This is a genomic window from Nocardioides sp. P5_E3, from assembly GCF_054049275.1.
The window spans coordinates 1-26,943 of the sequence record NZ_JBFUMR010000008.1 but is presented as its reverse complement, the minus strand read 5'-3'; the positions used below and the strand labels follow the sequence as shown (position 1 = coordinate 26,943).

At 72.9% G+C, this 26,943-nt stretch carries 24 protein-coding genes; 13 read left to right on the top strand and 11 right to left on the bottom strand.

Annotated features, from left to right (window positions below):
• Positions 1-9 precede the first annotated feature (9 nt).
• Together ACXJKB_RS06660 and ACXJKB_RS06655 are read left to right on the top strand one after the other, a co-directional pair.
• A complete protein-coding gene (locus tag ACXJKB_RS06660) occupies positions 10-444 on the top strand; it encodes a VOC family protein (protein ID WP_457186624.1) in 435 nt (144 codons plus the stop codon).
• A gap of 107 nt (positions 445-551) precedes the next feature.
• Positions 552-2,744, top strand: coding sequence for a glycoside hydrolase family 15 protein (locus ACXJKB_RS06655; protein ID WP_457186622.1), 2,193 nt, complete (start codon positions 552-554; stop codon positions 2,742-2,744).
• A gap of 46 nt (positions 2,745-2,790) precedes the next feature.
• Here ACXJKB_RS06655 and ACXJKB_RS06650 read toward each other — a convergent pair whose 3' ends face one another.
• From ACXJKB_RS06650 to ACXJKB_RS06600, 11 genes are all read right to left on the bottom strand, one after another.
• Positions 2,791-3,543 (bottom strand): class I SAM-dependent methyltransferase, encoded by a 753-nt coding sequence (locus ACXJKB_RS06650; RefSeq protein ID WP_457186620.1) that lies wholly within the window; start codon positions 3,541-3,543, stop codon positions 2,791-2,793.
• Positions 3,544-3,567: 24 nt separating this feature from the next.
• The gene (locus ACXJKB_RS06645; RefSeq protein ID WP_457186618.1) at positions 3,568-4,050 is read right to left on the bottom strand and encodes a hypothetical protein; all 483 of its coding nucleotides are present in this window, start codon (positions 4,048-4,050) and stop codon (positions 3,568-3,570) included.
• Between the two features lie 221 nt (positions 4,051-4,271).
• Positions 4,272-5,162, bottom strand: coding sequence for a PAS domain-containing protein (locus ACXJKB_RS06640; protein ID WP_457186616.1), 891 nt, complete (start codon positions 5,160-5,162; stop codon positions 4,272-4,274).
• 206 nt (positions 5,163-5,368) lie between these two features.
• On the bottom strand, positions 5,369-6,661 hold the full coding sequence (locus tag ACXJKB_RS06635) for an HNH endonuclease signature motif containing protein (RefSeq protein ID WP_457186614.1): 1,293 nt from the start codon (positions 6,659-6,661) through the stop codon (positions 5,369-5,371).
• A 251-nt stretch (positions 6,662-6,912) separates the two neighbouring features.
• Complete coding sequence (locus ACXJKB_RS06630) at positions 6,913-8,070, bottom strand: MalY/PatB family protein (protein ID WP_457186612.1); 1,158 nt, start codon at positions 8,068-8,070, stop codon at positions 6,913-6,915.
• Between the two features lie 74 nt (positions 8,071-8,144).
• Positions 8,145-10,136: a threonine--tRNA ligase gene (gene thrS, locus ACXJKB_RS06625; RefSeq protein ID WP_457186610.1), complete on the bottom strand. Its 1,992-nt coding sequence runs from the start codon at positions 10,134-10,136 to the stop codon at positions 8,145-8,147.
• A gap of 125 nt (positions 10,137-10,261) precedes the next feature.
• A complete protein-coding gene (locus ACXJKB_RS06620) occupies positions 10,262-12,460 on the bottom strand; it encodes a catalase (protein WP_457186608.1) in 2,199 nt (732 codons plus the stop codon).
• 85 nt (positions 12,461-12,545) lie between these two features.
• Positions 12,546-13,499, bottom strand: a complete 954-nt coding sequence (locus ACXJKB_RS06615) for an SDR family NAD(P)-dependent oxidoreductase (protein ID WP_457186606.1) — start codon at positions 13,497-13,499, stop codon at positions 12,546-12,548.
• Between the two features lie 27 nt (positions 13,500-13,526).
• Positions 13,527-14,138: an HAD-IA family hydrolase gene (locus tag ACXJKB_RS06610; RefSeq protein WP_457186604.1), complete on the bottom strand. Its 612-nt coding sequence runs from the start codon at positions 14,136-14,138 to the stop codon at positions 13,527-13,529.
• A gap of 35 nt (positions 14,139-14,173) precedes the next feature.
• On the bottom strand, positions 14,174-15,982 hold the full coding sequence (locus ACXJKB_RS06605) for an ABC transporter ATP-binding protein (protein ID WP_457186602.1): 1,809 nt from the start codon (positions 15,980-15,982) through the stop codon (positions 14,174-14,176).
• 34 nt (positions 15,983-16,016) lie between these two features.
• Entirely contained in the window at positions 16,017-16,892 is an 876-nt protein-coding gene (locus tag ACXJKB_RS06600; protein WP_457186600.1) for a DICT sensory domain-containing protein, read from the bottom strand.
• A 72-nt stretch (positions 16,893-16,964) separates the two neighbouring features.
• On the opposite strand from ACXJKB_RS06600, the gene ACXJKB_RS06595 reads away from it, so the two are divergent.
• The 11 genes from ACXJKB_RS06595 to ACXJKB_RS06545 all read left to right on the top strand — a co-directional run.
• Positions 16,965-18,008 (top strand): polyprenyl synthetase family protein, encoded by a 1,044-nt coding sequence (locus tag ACXJKB_RS06595; RefSeq protein WP_457186598.1) that lies wholly within the window; start codon positions 16,965-16,967, stop codon positions 18,006-18,008.
• Positions 18,005-18,889: a phytoene/squalene synthase family protein gene (locus tag ACXJKB_RS06590; RefSeq protein ID WP_457186596.1), complete on the top strand. Its 885-nt coding sequence runs from the start codon at positions 18,005-18,007 to the stop codon at positions 18,887-18,889. The genes ACXJKB_RS06595 and ACXJKB_RS06590 overlap by 4 nt, the downstream gene beginning before the upstream one ends.
• Positions 18,886-20,508, top strand: coding sequence for a phytoene desaturase family protein (crtI, locus tag ACXJKB_RS06585; protein ID WP_457186594.1), 1,623 nt, complete (start codon positions 18,886-18,888; stop codon positions 20,506-20,508). Before ACXJKB_RS06590 ends, crtI begins: the two co-directional genes overlap by 4 nt.
• A 7-nt stretch (positions 20,509-20,515) precedes the next feature.
• The gene (locus ACXJKB_RS06580; protein ID WP_457186592.1) at positions 20,516-20,869 is read left to right on the top strand and encodes a lycopene cyclase domain-containing protein; all 354 of its coding nucleotides are present in this window, start codon (positions 20,516-20,518) and stop codon (positions 20,867-20,869) included.
• Positions 20,870-20,876: 7 nt separating this feature from the next.
• A complete protein-coding gene (locus tag ACXJKB_RS06575) occupies positions 20,877-21,236 on the top strand; it encodes a lycopene cyclase domain-containing protein (RefSeq protein ID WP_457186590.1) in 360 nt (119 codons plus the stop codon).
• On the top strand, positions 21,233-22,636 hold the full coding sequence (locus ACXJKB_RS06570; protein WP_457186588.1) for a cytochrome P450: 1,404 nt from the start codon (positions 21,233-21,235) through the stop codon (positions 22,634-22,636). Before ACXJKB_RS06575 ends, ACXJKB_RS06570 begins: the two co-directional genes overlap by 4 nt.
• On the top strand, positions 22,633-23,820 hold the full coding sequence (locus tag ACXJKB_RS06565; protein WP_457186586.1) for a glycosyltransferase: 1,188 nt from the start codon (positions 22,633-22,635) through the stop codon (positions 23,818-23,820). Before ACXJKB_RS06570 ends, ACXJKB_RS06565 begins: the two co-directional genes overlap by 4 nt.
• Entirely contained in the window at positions 23,820-24,320 is a 501-nt protein-coding gene (locus tag ACXJKB_RS06560; RefSeq protein WP_457186584.1) for a glycosyl-4,4'-diaponeurosporenoate acyltransferase CrtO family protein, read from the top strand. Before ACXJKB_RS06565 ends, ACXJKB_RS06560 begins: the two co-directional genes overlap by 1 nt.
• Entirely contained in the window at positions 24,317-25,186 is an 870-nt protein-coding gene (locus tag ACXJKB_RS06555) for a phosphatase PAP2 family protein (protein ID WP_457186582.1), read from the top strand. Before ACXJKB_RS06560 ends, ACXJKB_RS06555 begins: the two co-directional genes overlap by 4 nt.
• Positions 25,183-26,025: a UbiA family prenyltransferase gene (locus ACXJKB_RS06550; RefSeq protein ID WP_457186580.1), complete on the top strand. Its 843-nt coding sequence runs from the start codon at positions 25,183-25,185 to the stop codon at positions 26,023-26,025. Before ACXJKB_RS06555 ends, ACXJKB_RS06550 begins: the two co-directional genes overlap by 4 nt.
• Positions 26,022-26,943: NAD(P)/FAD-dependent oxidoreductase (locus ACXJKB_RS06545; protein WP_457186578.1), on the top strand; the 922-nt coding region annotated here is incomplete at its 3' end. The genes ACXJKB_RS06550 and ACXJKB_RS06545, both read left to right, overlap by 4 nt.

The window sequence follows — 26,943 nt, the reverse complement described above, 5'->3', positions numbered from 1 at the left end:
GAGAACAACATGACCGTGCGGATGGACAACGTCCTCGTCGTCGTCGACGACCTCGAGGCCGCGATCGCCTTCTTCGCTGCGATCGGCCTGGAGGTGGAGGGCCGGGCCGTCGTGGAGGGTGAGGCCGTCGACCGGCTGGTGGGCATCGACGGCGTCCGGAGCGAGATCGTCATGATGCGGACCCCGGACGGTCAGTCGCGGATCGAGCTCGACAAGTTCCACGCTCCCGCCGCCGTGCGGGCCGAGACCGAGCAAGCACCGGTCAACGCGCTGGGTATCCGCCGCTTCATGTTCGCCGTCGACGACCTCGAGGACGTCCTCGCGCGGCTGCGCGGCCAGGGTGCCGAGCTCGTCGGTGAGGTGACGGAGTACGCCGGCTACCGGATGTGCTACCTCCGCGGCCCCGACGGGGTGATGGTCGCACTCACCGAGCAGCTGGGCTGAAAGGCCCTCGCGACGAGGAAGGAGCCGATCGACGCCGCACCCGCCGGGGTGTGGCCCGCGCTCCGGCAGCAGGAGTACGACGGGGAGAACCCATCTCGGAGGCCACCATGTCGCTGCGCGTTCTCATCGGTCCGATCGGCCTCGCCCTGGCGGCGGCCACGCTGGCCCCGCCACTGGGCGCGGGTGCGGACACCGCGGAGCGTGCGGCCCCCGACCGCGGCGCCAAGAGCACATGGACCGAGGCCGACAAGGCGGGCTTCGGCACGGCGCGCACGCGGGGGAGCAACGTGTGGTTCACGCTGCAGGACGGGCGGGTCAGCGAGGTCTTCTACCCCGACCTGTCGACGCCGAGCACCCGCAGCCTCGAGCTCGTGGTGACGGACGGGCGCACGTTCACCGACCGGGAGACCGAGGACGTCGACGTGGTGACCACGCGTCCTGACGAGCGCAGCCTGCGTTTCCAGCAGGTTGGCACCGCGACCTCCGGCCGCTACCGCATCACCAAGACGTACGTCACCGACCCGCGCCGCGACGCGCTCGTCGTCCGGGTCCGCCTCGAGTCGCTCGACGGCGGCCGCTACCGGCTGTACGCCGTGCACGATCCGGCGCTCGCCAACTCCGGGATGGACGACCGCGGCCGCGCGACCCGGACGGCGCTCGTGGCCACGGACGTGAAGGAGCCCGTCGCGTCCGCGCTCGTCTCGCGCCCGCGCCTCGGCCGGAGCAGCACCGGGCTGCTCGGTCGCGACGACGGCTGGACCGACCTCGGGGGCGACCAGCGACTCGACGAGGGCAGCCGTTCGGCCGGCCCGGGCAACATCGTGCAGACCGGCCGGATCTCGGGCGTGACGGGGCTCGCCGGCGAGCAGCGCGCGACGCTGGTCCTGGGCTTCGGGCGGACGGGCGCGGAGGCGCAGCGCACGGCACGGTCGGGTCTCCGCGCGGGGGCGCGCCAGATCGCGGCGCGCTACGACCGCGGTTGGCACCGCTACCTGCGCAGCCTCAAGGACGTGCCCGACAGTGCCGCGGCCGTCCGGCGCCACTACCTCGCGTCGGCGCTCGTGCTGGCCGCCGCGGAGGACAAGCTCAACCCAGGGGCGCTCGTGGCCTCGCCGTCGGCACCGTGGGTCTGGGGTGACGAGGTCAAGGACCTCTCCTCCCCGTCGGGCGCCTACCACCTCGTGTGGTCGCGCGACACGTACCAGTTCGGCACCGCGCTGTGGGCCATGGGCGACAAGGCGGCCGCGCGCCGCTCGGTCGACTGGCTCTTCGACGTGCAGCAGCTGCCCGACGGCTCGTTCCCGCAGAACTCCGACGTCGCGGGGACGCCGGTCTGGTCCGAGCTCCAGCTCGACGAGGTGGCGCTGCCGATCGTGCTGGCCCGCCTCGTGGGCCGCGACGGGCGGCACACCTACCGAGGCGTGAAGCGGGCCGCGCAGTTCCTCGTCCGCTTCCGTGACGAGGAGACCGGGAGGCGGGCGCCCTTCTCGCCGCAGGAGCGCTGGGAGAACCAGTCCGGCTACTCCCCCAACTCGATCGCCACCCAGGTCGCCGGCCTGGTCTGCGCCGCCGACATCGCCCGCAAGAACGGCGACCGCGCCTCCGCCCGCCGCTGGCTCCGGCTGGCAGATCGTTGGCAGTCGAAGGTCAAGCAGTGGACCCGCACGACCAACGGCCCCCTCAGCAGCAGCCCCTACTACCTGCGGATCACCAAGGACGGTCGCCCCGACCGCGGCACGGAGTACGGCATCGGCGACGGCGGGCCGTCCGCCGTCGACCAGCGGCGCGTGGTCGACCCGAGCTTCCTCGACCTGGTCCGGCTCGGGCTGGAGCAGCCGGACGACCCGGACGTGCTGACCACGCTCTCGGTGGTGGACGACGAGCTGCGGGTGGACACGCCCAACGGGCCGTTCTGGCACCGCTTCAGCTTCGACGGCTACGGCGAGACGCGCGACGGCGGGCAGTGGGAGATCACGGAGGACGACACCGGCACGACGCTCGGTCGCGCCTGGCCCCTGCTGACCGGGGAGCGCGGTGAGTACGCCGTCACCGCTGGGCAGGACGCGACGCCCTACCTCGCCGCCATGGCAGCGGCCGCCGGCACGAGCGACATGATCTCCGAGCAGGTCTGGGACAGTCGCGAGCCCGCCGGCGAGGCCTGCTGCCCGGCGGGCGAGGGCACCCGGGCCGCCACACCGCTGACGTGGTCGCACGCCGGGCTGGTGCGGCTGGCCTGGACGATGCAGCGCGGTGCCCCCGTCGACCAGCAGGCGGTGGTGGCACGCCGCTACCTGCGCTGAGCGTGCGTGGGACGACCTGGATCGACAGTCCTTGCCGGCTTCCGGTTCAGTCCGGCTCGCAGACAACGAGCTGGAGCGCCGCATCGGCGGCGAGTGGCGCTCGGGACCAGTCGCCGAGACGTTCGACGACCCGGAGACCGCCGAGCGAGAGGAGGAGCGGCAGCTCCTGGGGGAAGATGCTCCTGATCTCCAGCGGCGCGACGAAGAAGTCGGCCTCGGACTCGGTCGAGAAGTACCACGTCCCTCGCGTCACCTGCGCGGTCGCGTCGTACGTCTCCGCGACATCGACCCGCACCACGCCACGGTCGGGGTCCACGAACGACAACGCGTCACGCCTGCGTCGTACGCCGTCGGCCTGGGCGAGCATGTGCACGCTCGGGTTGAACACGTCGAGGACGAGCCGCGCTCCGGGCGCCAGGTGCCGTCGCACCGATCGGAAGCAGTCCACCAGGTCGTCCGCCTCGTGGAGGTGGAGCAGGGAGTTGGCGGCGATAATCACGAGGTCGAACATGCGACCGACGTCGAACCTGCGCATGTCGCCCTGCACCCACTCCACGTCCACGCCGCGCTCGTCGGCCTTGCGCCGAGCTTCGGCGAGCATGTCGGGCGAGAGCTCGAGACCGGTGCACGGGTGCCCGTCGGACGCGATCGGGATCAGCTTGTTCCCGGTGCCCGACCCGAGCTCCAGGACGGACCCGCCCTGCCGATCGGCCTCGGCCCGGTAGAAGTCGACAGCCTGCTCGCCACCGGGGAACAGCAGGTCGTACAACCTCGCGTCCGAGTAGTACTGCTCGCTCACGCGGCTCCCCATTCCCGTCGAGGATCAGTCGCGGAGGACGTCGATGACGTCCTTGCTGTGGGTGAGCGGGATCCGGTTGCCCTCGAGCTGGATGGAAGACCCGGTGGAGCTGTCGACCAGCTCGAGGATCCTCACGTTGACGCGCTGGTGGACCTTCACCTCGATCCGATCGCGGGACACGCGGAAGACCAGCGCGCCGGCGGGGCTGTTCCGGTGCGCCGCGTCGAACCCGTACACGTGCGTCGCCGTGACCCCGACCAGCATGTTCGTCGGCAACCCGCTCGCGGCGTCGTGCATCCGCGCTCCGGCGAGCGCGCCACCGGTCGTGGCCACGGAGTCAGCCAGACCGCCGGCCCCGCCAGCGAGGCTGTCGCCGATCATGCCGCCGGCGAACATGCTGCCCGTGTGACCTCGTGGCTGGAACTGGCCGGCCGCGGTCACCGCTTCCGAGTCCCCGAGCTCGCGCAGTGCAGTCTCCACGCTCTCCACCATCGTCCGCTCGGACATCCCGTCACCCCTCCAGGCTGAGACGCTCCCGCTGGCCATCATGCGCCGGTTGGAAGGTCCGCGCCAGGGAGGTCGCTCCGGCGAGGGCAGTTTCGGTTGACGCGCGGGGCAGGCAAGTCGGCAACGTCATGGTGTGCGGCTGCTGAGACGACCAGAACCCATGACGTTCCGGCCCGACGTCATGGGGGATGGTCGCGGAGGTGACCACCGAGCACCGGCCACTACGACTTGACGACCTCGCGAAGAGTTTGGATGGCTCGCCCCACGACGTCGCGAGCGGCATCGATCCGCGCCGCGCTCGAGGGTGCTGCGTGCGCGCGCGCACGGTCGATCGCGAGCGCGGCCGCGAACAGGTCCTGGAGCACCTCGGAGTGGACCGCCTCGAGGATGCGCTCGCGTTCCTCGAGGCGGGCAAGGCGCTCGCTGCGCCGGATGTTGCAGACCTGGCCATGTGACCCGGGCTGGCTGTAGAGGTCGGTGACTGCCACCTCCACCCAGGACCAGGCGCCGTGGACGTGGACCCGGAGCTCACCGACCCGCTCCACCAGGGACGGGTCGGCGGCCAGCAGCTTCTCGAAAGCACGGTGGTCCTCGGGGTGGATGCGGTCTGTGATGGGTGCGCCCACGACCTCGTCAACCGGCCAGCCGAAGAGGTTCGCGACCGCTGGGCTGGCGTAGCTGACGACATGGTGCTCGTCGACGAGGACTGCGGCGTCGCTGGAGCGTTCCATCAGGTGCCGGACGGCCTCGCCGAGGTTGAGGGAGGCACCGACGATGCCGATCAGCTCTCCGTCGCGGTACACGCCGCTGTCGGTGACCAGCGCGTGCAGCACCTCGCCGCCGCGGCGCCGAACCGCAAAGCCGCCCGACCATGGACGGCCTTCCCGCAGAGCACCCATGATCTCCGCCGCCGCCGCCTGGGAGACCTCCGGCACCGTCACGTCCGAGATGTCACGGCCCACGGCTTCCTCGGCGGGCCAGCCGTACAGCTGCTCGGCGGCACCGTTCCAGAACAGCACCGTGCCCTGCGTGTCCGTGGCGATCACGGCGTGCCCGAGGGCGTGCAGCAGCTCGTCGGCAGAGGGACGTGCAGGGAGTGCCTCGGTGCCCATGGATCCAGCCTGCGCCGCATGTCTCGCGTGGTCACGGGGCGAAAGACCCGGGACTGGACGTCCTGCCCTGCAGCTTCCGCTCCGGTGACGTCAGCACCAGACCCGACGCGCTCCTGGTCGGGCTTCGGGTGCCGGGCGAGGTCGGAGCCGACGGAGCCGGACGTGCCTGTGGCCCCGCCACCGGGGTGGCAGGGTGTGGGGCGAGGTCATGGTCGACGAGGTCGTGGGATGTCAGGCGGATCGGGTGACTCGGCCTGGTCGGCCTGGTCGGCCGCTGTGGTGCCGTGGCGGTCGCGTCGGTTGTGGTGGCCGTGGGGTGAGGTCCACTCGAACACTCCGGGATCGACCATGCGGTAGCGCCAGGCGGTGTGGGTCTTGAGGCGGTGGTGGAACCGGCAAAGGGCCGCGAGGTTGAGGGTCTGCGTGGGACCGGGCTGCGGTCGGGCCTCGGCTTCGGCGTGGTGGTCGTACTCGTCGACGTGGTCGATGTCGCAGCCGCGGGCCGGTCGGGTGCACCAGGGGAACACGCACGTGCGGTCGCGGAGGATCACCTGCTCCCGGATCCGGTCGGGGACCTCGTACGCGGGTGTCGACAACTGGGCGTTGAGGTCGATGACCGGCTTGACGGTGACCTTCGTGCGCGAGTCGGCGCACCAGTCCCTGACCTGGTCGAGCAGCACCAAGCGCTGGCCCTCCTCCATCCGGCCGGTCGGTCCGAACACCGTGGCCAGGTCGTCGAGGGTGGCGTCGAAGTGGGCGTGCAGGACGACCTCGCGTGCTGCCGGCAGGCGCCGGGGATCAGCGCCCGCCCCGGCGAGGTCGAGCGCCGTCTGAGTGCGGGCGAGGTCACCGAGGGCAGCGGAGCGGCGGGCGTCCAGCGAGGCATCGGAGCCGAGTGCCTTCAGCGACGCGGCGCCGTGGGCGATTGCCCGGTCGAGGTCGAGGGCGTCGGCGATGTCGAGCTCGGCCTCGAGCCGCATCGTGCCGGCGAAGTGCACGTCGTCGTCGTGGATCGTCGCGTGGCGCGGGTCGACGAACAGGTGGCCGTCCTCCGGATCCTGGGTCGGGTCGACCTCGGCGAGGTCGTAGCGCTTGATCGCTTCGGCGACGAGCCGGTCGAGCTGCGCCGGCCCGATGCGACCGGCGACGGCCGCGACCTGAGCGTCCACGAAAGCGGCGGCCTCCCGGGTGAGCGATGGCGTGGTGTGGATGGTGACCTCCGCAACCGAACGCGCCCGCCATGCCGGCACCCGCCCGGTGTGGACCTGCGCCCACAACCGCGGGAGCCGGTGGCGCAGCTCGAGGGCATGCCCGACGAGCCTCTTCGCCGCGACCGTCGACACACCGAGGACCGTGCCGAGCTCGGCGAGGCAGAACTCCGCCACCAGCGGCGCACCCTCACCGGCAATCGGCTCCTCGTGCTCACAGCCCGGCACCGTGAACGCAGCCGCGTCATGGATCGACTCCGGCGGGTGCAGGTCGGCCCACCGGGCCGCCACGACCAGGGGTCGCTGGCCCGAGCGAGCAGGTCGCGAGCGGTGAGGTCGCCGACCTCACCTGCTCCGGGCCTCGCCAGCATTTCGATCGTGTGTTCGATTCTACCGGCGACCACCGACATCGACCACGACTGTGGACGGTTACGGGCCACCCTTTCTCGACCGGTTTCGTGACGGGACTTCGTCCCTCCTCAACCAGCGCGGGCGTCCCTCCTCGACCACCCGGGGCGAGGGTCTCACCCAGCGCAGAGTTGCTACGTCCAGGCCTTCGCGAGCCGCTCGACGATCTCGACGAGCCGGTCGGGTGAGGTGGCGATGTTGAGCCGTACCTGGCCGGTGGTGCCGGGGGCGTAGGACTCCCCCGGGCTGACCTTGACGCGCCCGCGCTCGAGGGCGACGGCCGCGGCGTCGTCGTGGCCGTAGGCGGAGGCGTCGAGCCAGGCGAGGTAGGTCGCCTCGAGCGGGCGCATCCGCACCTCGGGGAGGTGGGCGGCGAGGAGCTCGCCGAGCAGCGCGCGCTGCTGGTCGAGCCGCTCGACGAGGGAGGCGAGCCACGGGTCGCCGAGGTCGTACGCCGCCCGCGCCGCGACGGCACCGACCGGCGAGTGCGAGTCGTTGCGCGACATCGGCTGGTCGGCGAGCAGCCGGCGGTCGGCTGCCGAGGGGACGACGACCTGCGCGCACCGCAGGCCCGCGGTGTTGAACGCCTTGGACGCGGCGACGACCGCGACCGCGTGGTCGTGGGTGCCGTCGATCGAGAGGTAGGAGACGTGCTCGGCGCCCGGCAGGACCAGCGGCGCGTGGATCTCGTCGCTCACGACGCGCGCGCCGTGTCGTACGACGACGTCGCGGATCCCCTCGAGCTCGGCGCGGGTGAACACGCGGCCCCACGGGTTGTGCGGCTGGGTGAGGATCAGCGTCTGCGCCCCGTCGGCGAAGAGGCGGTCGAGCCGGTCGAGGTCGACCTCGGCCCGGGCGGAGGAGGCGGGCACGTCGAGGCGCACCTCCTCGCGACCGGTGATCGTCGCGAGGCCGAACTGGGCGTTGTAGCCCGGGGTCGGGAAGACCACTCCCCCGGGACCGCTGAACACGTCGATCGCGAGCCGCACCCCGGCCGTCACGTCGACCACCGGGTGCACCGCCTCGGGGACCGGCGCCCAGCCGAAGTGCCGCGCCGACCAGGCGGCGTAGGACTGCGCCAGCTCCGGGTCCCAGCCGAAGAGCGGGTAGCCGGTGATCCCGTCGGCGAGCATCCGCTGGACCGCCTCGAGCACCACCGGGTCGACCGCGTAGTCCATCTCCGCGACCCAGGCCGGGATCACGTCGTCCGGGACGCCCCACTTCAGCGGCAGCTTGAGCCGCGCCTCCTCGTCGGTCAGGTCGACGACGGGTCGGCGGTCGGGATCGGTCACGACTTCTCCTCGCTGCGGTCCCACGTGGCGGCGAAGCGCAGGTCGAGGACGTCCCCCGCCCGATCCACGCGAGGTCAGACCTGCTCGCGCGAGGCGACCGCGGCGGCCACCCGATCGATGGCCTCGGCCAGCGGCACCCCGTTGTCCTGGCGACCGTCGCGGTAGCGGAACGACACGGCGCCCGCCTCCACGTCGGCGTCGCCGGCGATCATCATGAAGGGCACCTTGGCGAGCTGCGCGTTGCGGATCTTCTTCTGCATCCGGTCGTCGGACTCGTCGACCTCGACCCGCAGCCCCTGCGCCTTCATCTGCTTCGCGATGTCGAAGAGGTAGTCGTTGTGGCGCTCGGCGATCGGGATGCCCTGGACCTGCACGGGGGCGAGCCAGGGAGGGAAGGCGCCGGCGTAGTGCTCCACGAGCACGCCGATGAACCGCTCGATCGAGCCGAACTTGGCGGAGTGGATCATCACGGGCTGCTGGCGGGTGCCGTCGGCTGCGACGTACTCCAGGTTGAAGCGGTCGACCGCCGGCTGGTTGAAGTCGTACTGGATGGTCGACATCTGCCAGGTGCGACCGATCGCGTCCTTGGCCTGCACCGAGATCTTCGGCCCGTAGAACGCCGCGCCGCCCGGGTCGGGCACGAGGTCGACGCCGAACTTGCGCGCCGCGGTCTCGAGCACCGAGGTCGCGGTCTCCCACTGGTCGTTGGACCCGATGAACTTGTCGGGCTTGGAGTCGTCACGGGTGGACAGCTCGAAGTAGTAGTCGTCGAGGCCGAAGTCGCGCAGCAGCCCGGTGACGAAGGTGAGCAGGTGCTCGACCTCGGCGGGGGCCTGCTCCGGGGTGACGTAGGAGTGCGAGTCGTCCTGGGTCATCGCGCGCACGCGGGTCAGGCCGTGCACGACGCCGGACTTCTCGTAGCGGTAGACCGACCCGAACTCGAAGAACCGCAGCGGGAGCTCGCGGTAGGAGCGCTGCCGCGAGCGGTAGATGAGGTTGTGCATCGGGCAGTTCATCGCCTTGAGGCGGTACTCGGCGTGCTCCATCTCCATCGGCGGGAACATGGTGTCCGCGTAGTAGGGCAGGTGCCCGGAGGTGTGGAACAGCCCGTCCTTGCTGATGTGGGGGGTGCCGACGTAGTCGAAGCCCTCCTCGAGGTGCCGACGGCGGACGTAGTCCTCCATCTCCCGCTTGATCACGCCGCCCTTGGGGTGGAAGACCGCCATGCCGGACCCGATCTCGTCGGGGAACGAGTAGAGGTCGAGCTCGCGACCGAGCTTGCGGTGGTCGCGCCGCTCGGCCTCCTCGATGCGGTGGAGGTGCTCCTCGAGCGCCTCCTTGGTCTCCCAGGCGGTGCCGTAGATGCGCTGGAGCTGCTTGTTCTTCTCGTCACCGCGCCAGTACGCCGCTGCGCTGCGCATCAGCTTGAAGGCGGGGATCCGCTTGGTGGTCGGCAGGTGCGGCCCGCGGCACAGGTCGGACCACTTCGCCTCACCGTTGCGACCGATGTTGTCGTAGATCGTCAGCTCGCCGGCCCCGACCTCGACGGAGGCGCCCTCGGTGTCCGAGGCGCCGGCGCCGCCCTTGAGGCCGATCAGCTCGATCTTGTAGGGCTCGTCCTGGAGCTCCGTCAGCGCGTCGGCGTCGGTGGTGACCCGCCGCTCGAAGCGCTGGTTCTCCTTGATGATCTTGCGCATCGCGGACTCGATCTTGACCAGGTCCTCGGGCACGAACGGGGTCTCGACGTCGAAGTCGTAGTAGAAGCCGTTCTCCACCGGCGGCCCGATGCCGAGCTTCGCCTCCGGCCAGATCTGCTGCACCGCCTGAGCCATCACGTGCGCGGTCGAGTGGCGCAGGATGTCCCGGCCGTCGGGGCTGTCGATCGCCACGCCCTCGACCTCGTCGCCGTCGGCCAGCTCGTAGGCGAGGTCCTTGAGCTGACCCGCCACGCGAGCGGCGACGACGTCGGCGTCGTCACGGAACAGCTCCCAGGCCTTGGTGCCCGTCGTGACCGTGGTCTCCGCACGCTGATCGGCGTGGATGCGGACGACCTGGATGTCGGACACGAGTGCTCCTGATGACGTGGGGTGGAGGTGGGACGGGATGTCGGTGCGAGCCTATCGGCCGCCCTGCGGCCGGCTCACCCCGGTTTCCCGTCCCACCCGCTCGCCCGGCCACGCCGGGCAGTCGGTCACATGCTGGTCGCGAAACGCTCCCACGACCGGTGCGCCGACAGCAGGGCCAGGAGGTCGTCACGGACCTCGGCAGGATCGTCGGCCGTGAGGACTCCGACCCCGGAGAGGCCGAGCTCGTCGACCACCGCGCGTCCGTCGCCGACGGCCACCACGGCCTTGCAGTGACGGAAGCACTCCTGCAGGAGCAGACCGACGCGCGGATCCGTCACGACCGTCGAGTCGTCACCCGCCTTGCTGTCTCGGGAGGAGAGCGCGTCGGGTGCGGGCGGCGCGGCGCCCGCCACGACGACGGCGTCGAACTCGATGGAGCGGACGGTCGCGAACGTGCGCTGGGCCATGAGGCCCTCCCCCAGCTCGCCGCCTCGCGGGGCGATGAGGAGCGGCAGGACACCGGCTCCCAGCAGCTCCTCGCGCAGCGCGGCGACCCCGGCCAGATCGGCATCCGGGTCCACGACGATCCCGACGAGGCGGCCGTCGGCCGGCCAGGTGTCACCGAGCTGGGACAGCACCGGACTGGGCTCCGGCTCGTCGTACTGCACGGTGCGCTCCGGCGCGGGAAGGCCGAGGCCCTGCGCGACACGGGCACACAGCTCCGGGTCGATGTTGGCCAGGGCGATGAGCTGCCGCTCCTTGACGGCCTGCTCGTAGCACTTGCCCAGCTCGAACGAGTAGGCGTTGACAATGTGCTCCTGCTCGACCGGGCTCATGCTCCGCCAGAACAGGCGCGCCTGGCTGAAGTGGTCGTCGTACGACGCGGGGTTCTCCCGGACCTTTGTGGCCTCCGGCACCGTGACCGGGGCGTCGACGAACGCCTCGTCGGCACCCGCGAAGAACGGGCAGCCGGCGTCGAGCGAGTTCGGCTTGTAGGGCGCGACCCCGCCGTGCACCGCCTGCTGGTGGAAGCCGTCGCGGTGGTTGTCGTTCACCGGCGCGTGCGGGCGGTTGATCGGGATCTGGTTGAAGTTCGGCCCGGCCAGACGGGTGAGCTGGGTGTCGAGGTAGGAGAAGTTGCGGGCCATCAGCAGCGGGTCGTCGGTGCCGTCGATGCCCGGGACGAGGTGGCCGGTGTGGAAGGCGACCTGCTCGGTCTCGGCGAAGAAGTTCGTCGGGTTCCCGTCGAGCGTCAGCGTTCCGACGACCTGCACCGGCGCCAGCTCCTCCGGCACCAGCTTGGTCGAGTCGAGGAGGTCGATCCCCTCGAACATCTGGTCCGGGGTGTCCGGGAAGGTCTGGATGCCGAGGTCCCACGCGGGGAAGGCACCCGACTCGATGGCGTCGTAGAGGTCGCGGCGGTGGAAGTCCGGGTCGACCCCGCCGGCCAGCTGGGCCTCCTCCCACGTGAGGGAGTGCACGCCGAGCCGCGGCTTCCAGTGGAACTTGACGAGGGTCGTCCCACCGTCCGCGTCGACCAGCCGGAAGGTGTGGACGCCGAACCCCTCCATCATCCGATAGCTGCGCGGGATGCCGCGGTCCGACATGTTCCAGATGGCGTGGTGCTGCGCCTCGGTGTGCAGCGACACGAAGTCCCAGAAGGTGTCGTGGGCGCTCTGCGCCTGTGGGATCTCCCGGTCCGGGTGCGGCTTGCCGGCGTGGATGACGTCAGGGAACTTGATGCCGTCCTGGATGAAGAAGACCGGGATGTTGTTGCCGACGAGGTCCCAGTTGCCCTCGCTCGTGTAGAACTTCGTCGCAAAGCCGCGGGTGTCGCGCACCGTGTCGGCCGACCCGCGGGACCCGAGCACGGTCGAGAAGCGCACGAACGTGCGGGTCTCCTCACCCTTGCCGAAGACGGCTGCACGGCTGATCCCGGAGGCCGCGCCGTTCGAGACGAAGACGCCGTGGGCGCCGGCACCGCGTGCGTGGACGACTCGCTCCGGGATGCGCTCGTGGTCGAAGTGCATGATCTTCTCGCGGAGGTGGTGGTCCGAGAGGAGGGTCGGGCCACGCGGCCCAGCCTTGAGGGAGTGGTCGCTGTCGCCCATCCGCACGCCGGTCGCCGTGGTGAGGTACGCACCCTGCTGGGCGCTCGCGGTCGATGGATCCGCACTCGGGGCACCCGTCGGCGAGACGGGCGTGGGCTGCTGCTGGTCGGGCTTCGGCGGCGGGACGTCGCGCGGCTCGGTGGGCTCCTCGAGCGACGGTGGCTCGCTGCCCGGCGTACCGGGTACGGGCTTGTCGGGCTTGCTGGGGGTCATGCGGTCTCCCTGGGGGATCGATGGGCAGTTGTGTCCGGTCCCCCGTGGTGGCGTCGCCCATGCGCCCGGTGGGGCCCGATCGCGGTCAGCCGCCCCGCACCCGCCGGCGGGCGAGCTCGACGACGTTGGCACCGATGGCGAGCAGGGCGTTGCCGTGCCCACCCCGCAGGCCGTTGAGCTCGTCGCGTGACTCCAGCACGTTGCCCGGGCTGGGTCCGACCTCCACCGTCTGGTCCTGGGCGGCGACGGAGAACAGCGGACCGACGAGGCGGTCGTAGGCCCACGGGAAGGCGGTGAAGCCGAACCGGATCACCTCGTTGGCGAGGCCGACCTGCCCGCCGCTGCGGCGCCCGTCGGCCACCGCGAGGGCGCGGTCGGCGATGCGCTCGGGGCTGGTGACCGGGAACGGTGGGCGCCCGGCCGCGTCGCCGTACGTCGCTGCCTGCCGGTAGATGGGCGTGTCGACGCCGCCGGGAGCGACGTACTCGATCCGGATGCCGGGGCGGTCGCGGTTGTCGACCTGCAGCTGCCGCACCAGGGCGCGGACGCCCCACTTGCTGATGACGTACGCCGCCATGTCGGGGACCGCGACGTGCCCGATCACCGAGCCGACGACCACGATGCTGCCGGACCCCTGCGTGCGCATGACGGGCACGACGTGGCGCGCGAGGTTGACCGACCCGAGCAGGTTGGTCGCGACGACCTGGTCGAACACCTCGGTCGGCACGTCCTCGACGCGGCCGTAGGCGACCACGCCGGCGCTGCCGACGACGGTGTCGATCCAGCCGTGCCGCGCCATGACGGTGGAGACGGCGGCCCCCACCTCGTCGTCGTTGCTGATGTCGGCCGCCACCACCGTGGTCGAGGCGGCACCCAGGCCGTCGCAGTCAGCGGCCACCCGCTCGAGGGCGTCGCGGCCGCGGGCGAGGAGGACGAGGTGGTCACCGCGTTGCGCGACGCGGTGGGCAGCGGCCTCGCCGATGCCGCTGGAGGCACCGGTGACGAGGACGACGCGGGGCGGTCGATCGTGGGTCGGCATGACCGCCGGTACCCCGAGCGGCCGGCGTCAGACGTCCGCGGCCTCGATGACGCGCTCCATCTCGGCGATCGACGACGAGGTGTCGCGGTGGAGGACGGCGTGCCAGCCCAGGGCTCGCGCGGCGACGACGTTGGCCTCGACGTCGTCGAGGAAGAGGACCTCCCCGGCCTCGATGCCGAGCCGCTGCGTCACGATCTCGTACGCCGCCGGGTCGGGCTTGGCGAGCCCCACCTCGTGGCTGTAGACGATGTCGTCGGTGACGTCCTCGAAGCCGTGGAACCGCTCGCGCTCCCGCGCGCCGGGACCGGAGTTCGACAGGATCGCGGCGAGCCGCGCGGGACGCTGGCCGGCGAACCAGTCGAACAGCTCGCGGTCCAGCGTGCCGACGTACCAGCGCCAGAAGTCGTCCAGGAGCGCGTCGACCTGCCGGTCGTCCAGGGCGAGCGCGCGCTGCCACTCCGCACGGACCTGCTGCTCGGTCACCTCGCCGACCACTGCGTCGCCCGGCAGCCCGGCGAGACCGCCGGCGATCGAGCCCGGCGCGAGGCCGAGGCGGCGCTCGGCGGGTGCGGGGAAGGCGTCGTCGTCGACGACCTCCAGCACTCCCCCGATGTCGAGGACCACCGCACGGATCGCCATGCGCCCACCCTAGGGACGCGTGAGACCCGGTCGCCTCACCCGGCGACCGGGTCCTGCTCCTGTGCCTGGCCGGTCTGGACCCGCCACAGGGCGGCGTAGGACCCGCCCCGGTCGATCAGCTCGTCGTGCGTCCCGGACTCGACGACCCGGCCCGCGTCGAGGACCCAGATGCGGTGGGCGTGCCGCACGGTCGACAGGCGGTGGGCCACGACGATCGCCGTCCGCTGGGCGGTGGCCCGGCGCAGCGAGCGCTGGATCGCAGCCTCGGTCTCGTTGTCGACGGCGCTGGTCGCCTCGTCGAGGACCAGCACCGCAGGGTCGCGCAGGAGCGCGCGGGCCAGGGCCAGCCGCTGCCGCTGGCCACCGGACAGGGTCACGCCCCGCTCGCCCACCCACGTGTCCAGACCGTCGGGCATCGCCTCGATGAAGTCGAGCGCGGCGGCCGCCTCGGCGGCGTCCCGCACCTGCTCGCGGGTGGCGTCGGGTCGGCCGTAGGCGATGTTGTCGGCCACGGAGCCGGCGAACATGAAGACGTCCTGGGCGACGTAGCCGAGCGAGCCGCGCAGCGAGTCCCAGTCGAGACCCCGCACGTCCTGCCCGTCGAAGAGGACCGATCCCTCGCGGGGGTCGTCGAAGCGCAGCACCAGCCGCAGCAGCGACGACTTCCCCGAGCCGGTGGAGCCCACGATCGCGTGGGTCTCGCCCGCGGGGACGAGCAGGTCGATGCCGTGCAGGACGTCGGGCCCGTCGGCGTACCCGGCACGTACGCTGCGCAGCTCGACGCGGCCGGCGACCGGGCGCTCGAGGGCCGTGGCGCCGGCCGGCACCGTGACCGGCACCTGGAGCAGGGCCAGGATGCGGGCGGCCGACGCGCGGCCGCGCTGGTAGAGGTCGAGGACCTCGGCGACCTCGGTCAGCGGCCAGAGCAGGCGCTGCGTCATGAAGACCAGCACGGAGTAGAGGCCGACCTCGAGGTCGCCGCGCAGCGTCGCCCAGCCACCGAGCAGCAGCGTGCAGGTGAAGCCGGCCAGGATCGCCATCCGGACCAGCGGCACGAACGCGGCGGAGGACCGGATCGCGTCGGTGTTGGCCCGGCGGTAGGCCAGGGAGACGGCCGCCACGCGGTCGCGCTCGCGGTCCTCGGCGGTGAACGCCTTGATGGTCGCGATGCCCGAGATGTTGGAGGAGAGCGTGCTGGACAGGTCGGCGACGGCGGCGCGGACCCGGTCGTAGAGCGGCTCGAGGCGACGCTGGAAGACGAGCGACCCGATGACGATCAGCGGGATCGGCAGGAAGGCGAAGACCAGGAGCTGGCCCGACGCGGCCGCGAAGACGGCCCCCACGAGCAGCACGTTGAGCGCGGTCTGCAGGATCGCCGGCGCGCCGACGTCGAGGAAGCGCTCGAGCTGGTTGACGTCGTCGTTGAGGGTGGCGAGGGTCGAGCCGGCCGGGCGGCTCTCGTGCCACCCGAGGTCGAGGTGCTGGACGTGGTCGTACGCCTCCACGCGCAGGTCGTGCTCGACGCCCTGGGCGAGGCCGCGCCAGAGGACGCTGGCGACGTACTCGCTCACCGACTCGACGAGCCACACCACGGCGTTGATCACGGCCAGCCAGCCGAGCTGGGCGAAGCGCGACTCGACGCCGAGCACCTCGCCGACGAAGGACGCGTCGCCGCGCACGACGACGTCGACGGCCGCACCGATGAGGAGCTCGGGGACGACGTCGGCCACCTTGTTGACCGTCGAGGCCGCGACGGCGCCGACGAACCTGGTGCGGTAGGCCCCGTATCGGCGCCAGAGGTCTCTCAGCGGCTGGACGGCATCGGGGCTGACGGGCTCGGGCACCCGCACAGGTTAGGTGAGCCTAACTACTGACCGATCAGCGGGCCGCGTCGATGTAGGCGACCATCCGGTCGAAGAGCAGCGTGGCCCGGTAGAGGTCCTCCGACGCACCCGGCGGGTCCGGCTGGGCAGGGAGGTCCGCGTCGCGCCAGCCCGGCCTCAGGTCGTCGGCCAGCGCACCGGTGATCCGGCTGGCATCGCGGACGACCTGCGGGTCGACCGACCAGACGGCCTCGAAGGTGCGCTCGCGCGGCCCCTCGGCGCCCTGGCCGGGGAGCTCGACCGCCACCAGGCACGCCGGCAGGTCGGCTGCGTCGCACACGACCAGCCACTCGCGGTTGAGCGGCGACTCGGGCGGTACGGCGACCTCCACCGGCACCCCGCGCGTCGGAGGGGAGGCGTCCGCCCCATGGGGGAAGTCGGCGAGGACGACAGCGGACCGAGCCGTGCGGGCGAGCTCGCGCCACCGGTCGTACGACGCGCGCAGGAACCGCTCGCGCTGGAACCCCCCGAAGAGGACCGGGTCGGCGGCGCGCGCCGCGCACTCGTCCTCGATCGCGTGGCTCATCGACACCAGCGTGCGTCGCGACAGCACCTGCGGCCGGAGGAGCGGGTACTGGCGCCGCAGGTCGGCGAAGACGGACCCCGTCCGGACCTGTGGGACCTCCGCGCGGTGGACGGCGGCGGCCAGCGAGAGACCCCCGCGGCGGCGCGCCAGCACGTCCAGGACGGCCTCGACGTCGGCCTCGCCGTAGCGGCGGTGACCCCCCGGCTGTCGGCTCGGCTCCGGAAACCCGTAGCGCCTCTCCCAGCTGCGGAGCGTCGAAATGGGTACCCCGGTCCTGTGGGCCAGATCGCCGATGGTGAGAGATGCGCGACCATGGTTGTCCAAACCTTGTCCACTCCTTCGCATCGTGCCTAGATTTAGTTGGAAGTGTTGCATAGGTTTGGCAACCAAGGAACGATCGAACTGCGGGAGGCACAGATGATCGGCACCGAGACGGATGCGGCCCTGGCACGGGTCCTCGACGGTGGGCGCCGGCGCGCGGCCGCGATCGATGCCCACCACGCGCTCCTGTGGGAGGCGCTCTGCGGCGCCACCGAGGGCGGCAAGCGGTTCCGACCGGCACTGGTGGTCGCCACCCACGACGCGCTGGGCGGCGGCGCGTCCGACGCAGCGGCCGAGGTGGGTGCGGCGGTCGAGCTGCTCCACACCGCGTTCGTGATCCACGACGACGTCATCGACGACGACCACGTGCGTCGCGGCCGGCCCAACGTCAGCGGCACGTTCCGCGCCCTCGCCGGCATCGACGGGGCCGACCCCGAGGTGGCCGCCGGCTACGGGCTCACCGCCGCGATCCTGGCCGGCGACCTGGCCCTCGCGGCCGCGGTCCGCACCGTCGCGCTGAGCGGTGCCCCGGCGCCGGTCGTCGAGAGGTTGCTGGACCTCTTCGACACGGCGCTGCACCGGACGGCCTCCGGCGAGCTCGCCGACGTCCGCCACTCGCTCGACCTCGCCCCCGCCACCCTCGCCCAGAGCCTGGAGATGGAGGCGCAGAAGACCAGCGCCTATTCCTTCGCCCTCCCCCTGCAGGCGGGTGCGGTGCTGGCCGGTGCCGACGAGGAGACGACCAGCCGGCTCGGTGAGGCAGGCCGGGCGATGGGGATCGCCTTCCAGCTCGCCGACGACCTCATCGGCGTCTTCGGCGACCCGGCCCGCTCCGGCAAGAGCGCCACCTGCGACCTGCGCACCCGCAAGCAGACGCCGCTCCTGGTCCACGCCCGGACGACGTCGGCGTGGGCGCAGATCAGCGGCTACGTCGGCCGCGAGCTCAGCGACGCCGAGCTCGACGAGGCCCGGGCGCTCCTCGTGGCCTCCGGCTCGCGACGCTTCGTGGAGGACCTCGCCGAGCAGCACCTCGGCCAGGCGCGCACCGTGCTCGACGGCCTGGGCGTCCCGGCCGACCTGATCGACGACGTGGCCGTCCGACCAGCAGTGCTGGCCGACGGGAGCGAGGTCGCGGCATGACGCTCTTCGTGGGCCGCAGCGCCCCCCGCAGCCTCTACGACTCCGTGTCCGAGGCGAGCTCGGCCGTGGTCATCCGGGAGTACTCCAGCTCGTTCGGCCTGGCCTCGCGCCTGCTGGGCGAGCCCGTGCGCACCCAGGTCCGCAACATCTACGCGCTCGTGCGCGTCGCCGACGAGATCGTCGACAACCCCGACCCGACCCTCGACCGGTCCGCGCGCGCCACCATGCTCGACTGGCTCGAGGGCGACGTCGCGCACGCGATGCGCACCGGCTACAGCGGCAACCTGGTGGTGCACGCCTTCGCGCGCACCGCCATCGCCGTCGGGATCGAGCCCGAGATCGTCTCACCGTTCTTCACCTCGATGCGCACCGACCTCGACACCCGCTCCCACACCCAGGAGAGCTTCGAGCGCTACGTCTACGGCTCGGCCGAGGTCGTCGGGCTGATGTGCCTGCGCGCCTTCCTGGCCGCGCCCGACGCGCCGCCCGACCGGGACGCGCACTACGAGCGGCTCGCCCCGGGCGCACGCAGCCTGGGAGCGGCCTTCCAGAAGCTCAACTTCGTGCGCGACCTGTCCGACGACCACGCCTTGCTGCGCCGCGACTACTTCCCCGGGCTGGACGTCGAACGCTTCTGCGAGGCCGACCGCGACCGCATCCTCGACGACGTCGACGAGGACCTGCGGGCGGCCGCGGCAGTCGTGCCCGACCTGCCCCCGAGCAGCCGCCGCGCGGTCCGGGCGGCCCACGCGACCTTCGCCGAGCTGGCCCAGCGGCTGCGCGCCGCGTCGGCGGAGGAGATCCGCCACACCCGCGTCCGCGTCCCGACGCCGGTCAAGCTGCGCCTTGCCGCGAGCTCGCTGCGCGGAGGACGCTCGTGACGCTGCGCCTGCCCGAACGCCTCAGCCGGTTCACCCCGACGCCCCGCCGCGCCGGTGACGGGTCGCCGCGGCGCGTGGTCGTCGTCGGTGGCGGCATCGCCGGCCTGGCCACCGCGGCGCTCCTCGCCTCGCGTGGCCACTCGGTCGACCTGCTGGAGAAGAACGACGACCTCGGCGGTCGCGTCGGCAGCGTCGAGCGCGACGGCTACCGCTTCGACACCGGCGCCTCGTGGTACCTCATGCCCGAGGTCTTCGAGCACTTCTTCTCCCTGCTCGGCACCACCGCCGAGGCCGAGCTCGACCTGACTGTGCTCGACCCGAGCTACCGCGTCTTCTTCGAGGGCCACGCCGAGCCGGTCGACCTGCGACCCGACCGCGCCCACAACCGGGCGCTGTTCGAGCGCCTCGAGCCGGGGGCGGGCGACCGCTTCGACGCCTACCTCCACTCCGCGGAGGACACCTACGACATGGCCCTGCGCCGCTTCCTCTACACGAGCTTCGACTCACCGACGGCCTTCGTGCACCCCGACGTCGTACGCCGCACGCCTGCGCTCGGCCGGCTGCTCACGCGGTCGCTGGAGAGACACGTCGCCGGCTCGTTCACCGACAACCGGTTGCGCCAGGTGCTCGGCTACCCCGCTGTCTTCCTGGGCTCCTCCCCCAGCCGCACGCCGAGCATGTACCACCTGATGAGCCGGCTCGACCTCGGTGACCGCGTGCTCTACCCCCAGGGCGGGTTCAGCCAGCTGATCCGCGTCATCGCCGACCTCGCCGAGAACCACGGCGCGCGCCTGCACACCGGCGCGGCCGTCACCCGGATCCTCACCTCCGACACGACAGGTGGACGACCCGTCGTCACCGGCGTCGAGCACGAGACGGCGGACGGCCCGCGCACCGTCGACGCCGACGTCGTCGTCGGGGCGGCCGACCTGCACCACCTCGAGACGGCACTGCTGCCCACCGGGCTCCAGACGCACCCCGAGCCGGCATGGCGCGACCGCTCCCCCGGCCCCGGTGCGGTGCTCGCGATGCTGGGCGTCGAGGGCCGGCTGCCGCAGCTGCCGCACCACTCACTGTTCTTCACCCGCGACTGGGGGCAGAACTTCGGCGACATCTTCGGCAAGGATGCACGGGTGCCCGACCCCGCCTCGATCTACGTCTGCAAACCCTCCGAGACCGACCCCACCGTCGCCCCGGAGGGCTGCGAGAACCTGTTCGTGCTCGTCCCCGTGCCCGCCGACACGACCATCGGCGGCGGCGGCGACGACGGCGCCGGGTCCGAGACCGTCGAGCGCACGGCCGACGCGGCCATCGACCAGATCGCGTCGTGGGCGGGCGTGCCCGACCTGCGCGAGCGGATCCGGGTGCGCCACACGGTCGGCCCGGAGGACTTCGCCACCCGCTACCACGCGTGGCGCGGCGGGGCCCTCGGACTGGAGCACACCCTGCGCCAGAGCGCCTTCCTGCGCCCGGGCAACGCGTCCGCCAAGGTCGACGGCCTGCTGTACGCCGGCGCGAGCACCGTGCCCGGCGTCGGCCTGCCGATGTGCCTGATCAGCGCCGAGCTCGTGCTGAAGCGCCTCAGCGGCGACCGCTCCAGCCTGCCGGTGCAGGCATGAGCGCCCCATGAGCCTTCCCCACTGGGCCTACGTCGCCATGCTGGCGTTCTGCCTCGCCGGGACGCTGCCGCTGGTGCCCGCCTTCCGGCTGCAGGTGCTCAAGCAGCCCGGACGCCTGCTCCTCACCATCGGCCTCGCCGGGACGCCGTTCCTGCTGTGGGACCTCTGGGCGACGCACATCGGGCACTGGTGGTTCGACGCGGACCAGACGCTGCCGTGGCGCATCGCGGGCCTGCCGCTCGAGGAGATCGGCTTCTTCGTGGTGATCCCGGTCGTGTCGGTGCTGACGCTCGAGGGCGTCCGCGCGGCCCGGCGCGGCGTACGACCCGGGGCTCCGCGGTCCCGCGAGGACGCGAGGTGAGCCCCACGTGACATACACCGCCATCGCCCTCCTGTGCGTGCCGATCGCCGTCGTGCTGGACCGCTGGGTCGTCCGCACACGACTGACCTCGACCCGCGACTGGTGGTCCGCCTACGCGATCATCGTGTTCTTCCAGCTCCTCACCAACGGCTGGCTGACCGGCCGCGGCATCGTGCGCTACTCCGGGGACGCCATCATCGGCACTGGGCAGATCACGATCCTGGGCGACGGCCGCCTGTTCTACGCACCGGTCGAGGACCTGATGTTCGGCTTCGGGCTCGTGCTGTGGAGCTGCACCGTGTGGACGTGGCTGGGGCGCCGCCGCGACCGGTCCGGCGACCGGTCCAGCGAGGAGGCGCTCGGATGAGCGTCGCGACGCGCCTGCAGGCGATGCAGCCGACCGACGTCGGCGTGCCGGGACCGACGTCGTGGGACATGGCCCGGGCCTTCCGCTCGATCCGCGCCGACCCGCTGACGTTCCTCGGCGAGGTGTCGCAGCACTACGGCGACACCGTCTCCTTCCCGGTGCCCGGGCCGCCGGCGCTGCTGCTCAACGACCCGGCCGACGTCAAGCACGTGCTCCAGACCTCGGCGCGCAGCTGGGGCAAGGACACCGTCCAGTACGCCGCCCTGGCGCGCGTCACCGGTCCCGGCCTGCTCGCGTCGGCCGAGCCGAGCTGGATCGACCACCGACGGCTCGCCGCCCCTGCCTTCCACCACCAGCGGCTGGAGGCGGTAGGCGACGAGGTGGCGGCGGCCGCCCGCACCGCCATCGGTGCGCGTCTGGGCGGACCGCACGCCGACGCGGTGGCGGACGGAGCGGTCGTCGACGTCGCCGCCCTGACCCACACCATCGGACTCGACGCGGTCGGCCGCGCGCTCTTCAGCACCGACCTGTCCGACCACGCCCACGACCTGCTGGCGGCCACGAGCGAGGCCGCCGACCTGGTGGTGCGGCTCGGCCGCTCGATCCTCCCCCGCGCCGAGTGGACCCCGACCCGGACCAACCTCCGGCTGCGCGCAGCGCGCCGCCGGCTCGACGCCGGCGCTGCCGCGATCATCGCCGAGCGGCGGGCCCGCAACGCCCGCGCCGGCGGGACTCCCCACCACGGCGACGACCTCCTCGGGCTGCTGCTCGACAGCGGCCTGGACGACGGCGAGATCCGCGACGAGCTCGTCACCATGGTGATCGCCGGCCACGAGACCGTGGCGGCCGCCCTCGCCTGGACCCTCATGCTGCTCGCGGAGCACCCGGAGGCGCAGGAGCGCGTGCGCTCCGAGCTCGACGCCCATCCCGGCCCGGTCCCGCTCGTGGGGCACCGCGAGCGCCTGCCGTGGACGCGCGCGGTCGTCGACGAGGCGCTGCGCCTCTACCCCCCGGCCTGGGCCATCTCCCGCCGCTCGCACCGCGACGACGAGGTCGGCGGACGGCAGGTCCCGGCCGGCACGCTCGCCATCATCAGCCCCTGGTTGGTCCACCGGCGGCCCGACCTCTGGCCCGAGCCCGAGGCCTTCCGTCCCGAGCGCTTCCTCGACGGCACCGCCCGCACCGGCTACCTGCCGTTCGGGCAGGGGCCGCGGTTGTGCATCGGGCGGGAGTTCGCGCTCGGCGAGATGGTCGTCGTCCTCGCGGAGCTGCTCCGTGAGCACCGCATCGACGTGCCCGGCGGTCCGGGCGGCTGGACGCGCCCGGTCGCGGAGGCCAAGGTCGCCGTCCACCCCCGCGGCGGCATGCCGCTCGTCGTACGACGGACGGGCACGCCGTGACGGCTGCCCTCGTCGTCGACCTCGCGCTCGCGCTGCTGCTCCTCGGAGCGGCGGTGTGGGCGCAGCGGCTGGTGGCCGACCTCCGCACCCTCCCGCCGGCCGACTCCCCGACTTTCGGCACGGTCCCGGTGTCGGTGTCGGTGGTGGTCCCGGCGCGTGACGAGGAGCAGACGCTGCCGGAGCTCCTGCGGTCGGTGGCCGATCAGCTCCCGGAGGTCCACGAGGTCGTCGTGGTGGACGACGCGTCGCGCGACGCGACCGTCGCCGTGGCGCGAGCGGGCGGCGCCCGCGTCATGCCGGCCGGCACCCCACCCCCCGGGTGGACCGGCAAGGCCTGGGCCTGCCACACCGGCGCCGCGGCGACGACAGGCGACCTGCTGCTCTTCCTCGACGCCGACACGGTCCTCCGACCGGGTGGCCTGGCAGGCCTGCTCGCCGCGCACACCCGGCACGGCGGGCTCGTGTCCGTGCAGCCGCACCACGACGTCGTACGCCCGTATGAACAGCTGTCGGCCTACTTCAACGTGGTCGCGCTGATGGCGAGCGGGGCCTTCACCGGTCGCGGCCGGGGCCACGCTAGCCGCGCGCCGATGGCGTTCGGGCCGTGCCTGCTGACCTCCCGCGAGGACTACGGGCGCGCGGGCGGGCACGAGGCGGTCCGCGCCGACATCCTCGACGACGCCGCGCTCGCCGCCGCCTACCACCGGGCGGGACTGCCGGTCTGGTGCGCGGTCGGGGGCGAAGCGGTGCGGATGCGCAGCTATCCGGGCGGCCCCGGCCAGCTCGTGGCCGGGTGGACCAAGAACATCGCCTCGGGTGCGGCCGACGCTGCGCCGTCGGCGACAGCCGCCACGGTGGCGTGGATCAGCGCCCACCACGCCGTCGCCGTCGGGGCCGTCCTCTCCCTCCTCGCCGCGCTGTCCGGACGCGGCGCGTCGCTGGTGGCCGGCAGCCCCCTGCTGTGGGCGGTGGCCTACGTCGCCCTGGCCCTGCAGCTGCGCTGGGTGCTGCGTCGCGCCGGCTCGTTCCGGTGGTGGGCGTGGACACTGTTCCCCGTGCCCCTGCTGGCCTTCGACCTCGTCTTCGCCCGTTCGCTCGCCCTCACCGTCGTGCGCCGCTCGGTGCCGTGGCGCGGCCGCGACGTCTCCCTCGCCGGCGGCCGTTCCGGGGAGGAGGTGGCCTGATGCTCCGACTCGTCATGCCGCAGACCGTCACGATCGTGGTCGACGTCGTCGCGTGGGGCGTCTTCCACGCCGCCACGGGCTACGCCGTCCACCGGCTGGGCGACGAGCGGCTGTCGCGCGACGGCTGGGGGCTGCGGGAGCGGACCTTCGAGGACCGCGGCCGCTGGTACCGCCGACGGCTGCGCATCCACCGCTGGAAGGACCGGTTGCCCGAGGCGGGCGCCGTCTTCGAGGGCGGCGTCAGCAAGCGCGAGCTGCCCGCGCGCGACGCCGAGGGCCTCGAGCTCTTCGTGCGCGAGACCCGCCGCGCCGAGCTGGGGCACTGGTGGGCGCTGTGGTGCAGCCCGCTCTTCGTCCTCTGGAACCCGCCCCTGGCCGCGGTCCTGCTCGGCGCCTACGGCGTCCTGGTGAACCTGCCGTTCATCGCCATCCAGCGCTACAACCGCTTCCGGACCCAGGCGCTGCTCGAGCGCGTCTCACGCCGATGGAGCACGACATGACCAGCCCCGCGACCTCACGGTCCCGCGACGACGCCGCGCTGGCGGCGCGGGAGGGCGAGGCCGCGACCGCCGAGGACTCCCGCCACGGCCCGATCGCCCAGCTGCTGATCGCGTGGTCGCCGCTCAGCGCGATCCTGGTGGCCTACTGGCTGGCGCAGTGGATCACCGCCCCGCTCGGGATCGGCGACGGCTCCGACACCAACCGGCTCGGCGCGAACCTGCACGTGCTCGGCCCCGCCCGCGCCGACGAGACGCTGTTCGGGGCGGTGCCCAGCGTCTGGGTGCAGGCCCGCCTCGTCGACGGCTCCCCCCACTGGTACGACGTCGTGGCGGCGCTCGTCTACGTCACCCACTTCGTCACCATCCCGCTCATCACCGCGGTCGTGTGGTTCCGGCTGCGCGACCGGTTCGGGCAGTGGCTGACCGCCGTGCTCGCGATGTCGCTGGTCGGCATCGCCGGCTACCTCGCCTACCCGGCGGCGCCACCCTGGCTCGCGGCCCAGCGCGACGACATCGGCACGCTCGACCGCATCTCCCACCTCGGCTGGGAGGGCCTCGGGCTCGACGCGGTCGGCCGGCTGGTGCAGCTGGGCCAGTCGGGCAGCAACCCGGTGGCCGCGATGCCCTCGCTGCACGCCGGAGCCGCGCTCCTGGCGGCGCTGTTCCTGTGGCCGTCGGTCTCGCGGGTCTCGCGCGTCCTGCTGGCGGCGTACGCCCTGGCGATGGCACTGACCCTCGTCTACACCGGCGAGCACTACGTGGTCGACGTCCTCGCGGGCTGGCTCGTCGCGATCCTCGGTGTCGGGATCTCGCTCGTGGTCGCACGACTCGTCCGGGGGCCAGAGGCATCGGGAGGAGCGACGTGAGCACCAGGCCCGTGACCGGCCGCGTGGGCACCGGCGGCTCGGCCGCCCCTTCAGGTGTGCGGGTGCTCGTCGGTGCCGCGCACGCCGGGCCCGCCCTGGCGGTCACCGTCCTGGCCGGCCTGCTGTGCGTCGCGCAGGGCCTGGACCCGACGACGACGACCGTCCTGGTCGCGGCCGTCCTCGCCGGCCAGCTCTCGATCGGGTGGAGCAACGACCTCGTCGACCGCTCCCGTGACCGCGCGGCGGGGCGGGGTGACAAGCCGCTCGCCACGGGAGACGGCTCGGTCGCCCTCGTCCGGGCCGCGTGCGGGGTGGCCGTCGTGGCCTGCCTCGTCCTGTCGTTCGCGCTGGGACCCGCTGCCGGGCTCGTGCACGTGGGCTGCGTCGCCTCCGCGTGGGCCTACAACCTCGGGCTCAAGGCCACGGTGTGGTCGTGGGTGCCCTACGCCGTGTCGTTCGGGGGGCTCACGGCGGTGGTCACCCTCGCCGACGGCGAGGCACCGCCCTGGTGGTGGCCGGTGGGTGCGGCGCTCCTCGGGGTGGGCGCCCACCTGCTCAACGTGCTGCCCGACCTCGCGGACGACGCCGCCACGGGCGTGCGCGGGCTCCCCCACCGGCTCGGCCCGCGACGCATCGCCCCCGTCGCCGCCGTCGTCCTCGTCATGGCGTCCGCCGTGGTCCTCGTCGGGGCCGCGCCACCGCTCGCCGCCACCGTCGCGGTGGCTGTCGTCGTGCTGGCCCTGGCCGTCGTGGTCGTCTCCGGCACCGGACGGCTCCCCTTCGTCGCAGCGGTCGGCATCGCCCTGGTCGACGCCCTGCTCCTGGTGGTGGCGCGATGAGCCGCGGGACCGCCACCGAGCACTGGGACCTCGTCGTCGTCGGCGCCGGCCCCGCCGGCTCCGCGACCGCGCTGGGGGCCCTGACCGAGGACCCCGGCCTGCGGGTCCTGCTCCTCGACCGCAGCAAGTTCCCGCGCGACAAGTCGTGCGGCGACGGCATCGCCCCCCACGTGCTCGACGCCCTCGCGCCGGTCGGCGCGGCCGACGTGGTCGACGGCTGGGCGCCGCTGCGCGACCTCGAGCTGGCCCACGGCGACGTGTCCGTCTCGGGCCCGATGCGTCGCGAGGTGCACGTCGTGCCGCGCCGGGTGCTCGACGCCCGGCTGGTCGAGCGGGCGGTGGCCGCCGGGGCCGTCCTGCGCACGCACCGCGCCACCTCGCTGACGCGCACCGGCACCCCCGTGGTGTCGGGAGAGGTGTCCGCCGACGTCGTGGTGGGCGCCGACGGTGCGCACTCGTTCGTCCGGACGGCGCTGCTGGGCAAGCGTCGCGAGCCGCGCGCCATCGCGATCCGCGGCTACGCGCCGACCACGCCCGAGATGGCCGGACGGCAGGTCATCCGCTACGGCGACCGCCGCCAGCCGTCCTACGCCTGGGCCTTCGACCGCGGCGACGGCCTGGCCAACGTCGGCTACGGCGAGCTGCTTCCCGGCGAGCGTCACGGCGGCGCGCCGAGCCGCCGACTGCTCCTCGAGCAGCTCGAGCTCCTCGTGCCCGGCGCCGCCAGCACCGGCGACGACTGGCGCGGCCACCACCTGCCGCTGAGCAGCTGGCGGTGGGACCAGCCCGACGGCCCGGTCCTGCTCGTCGGCGACGCCGCCGGGCTGGTCAACCCGATGACCGGCGAGGGGATCTACTACGCGGTCGCCACCGGCATCGCGGCCGGTCGCACCGCGGCGAGGGCGGTGCGTGCCGGCC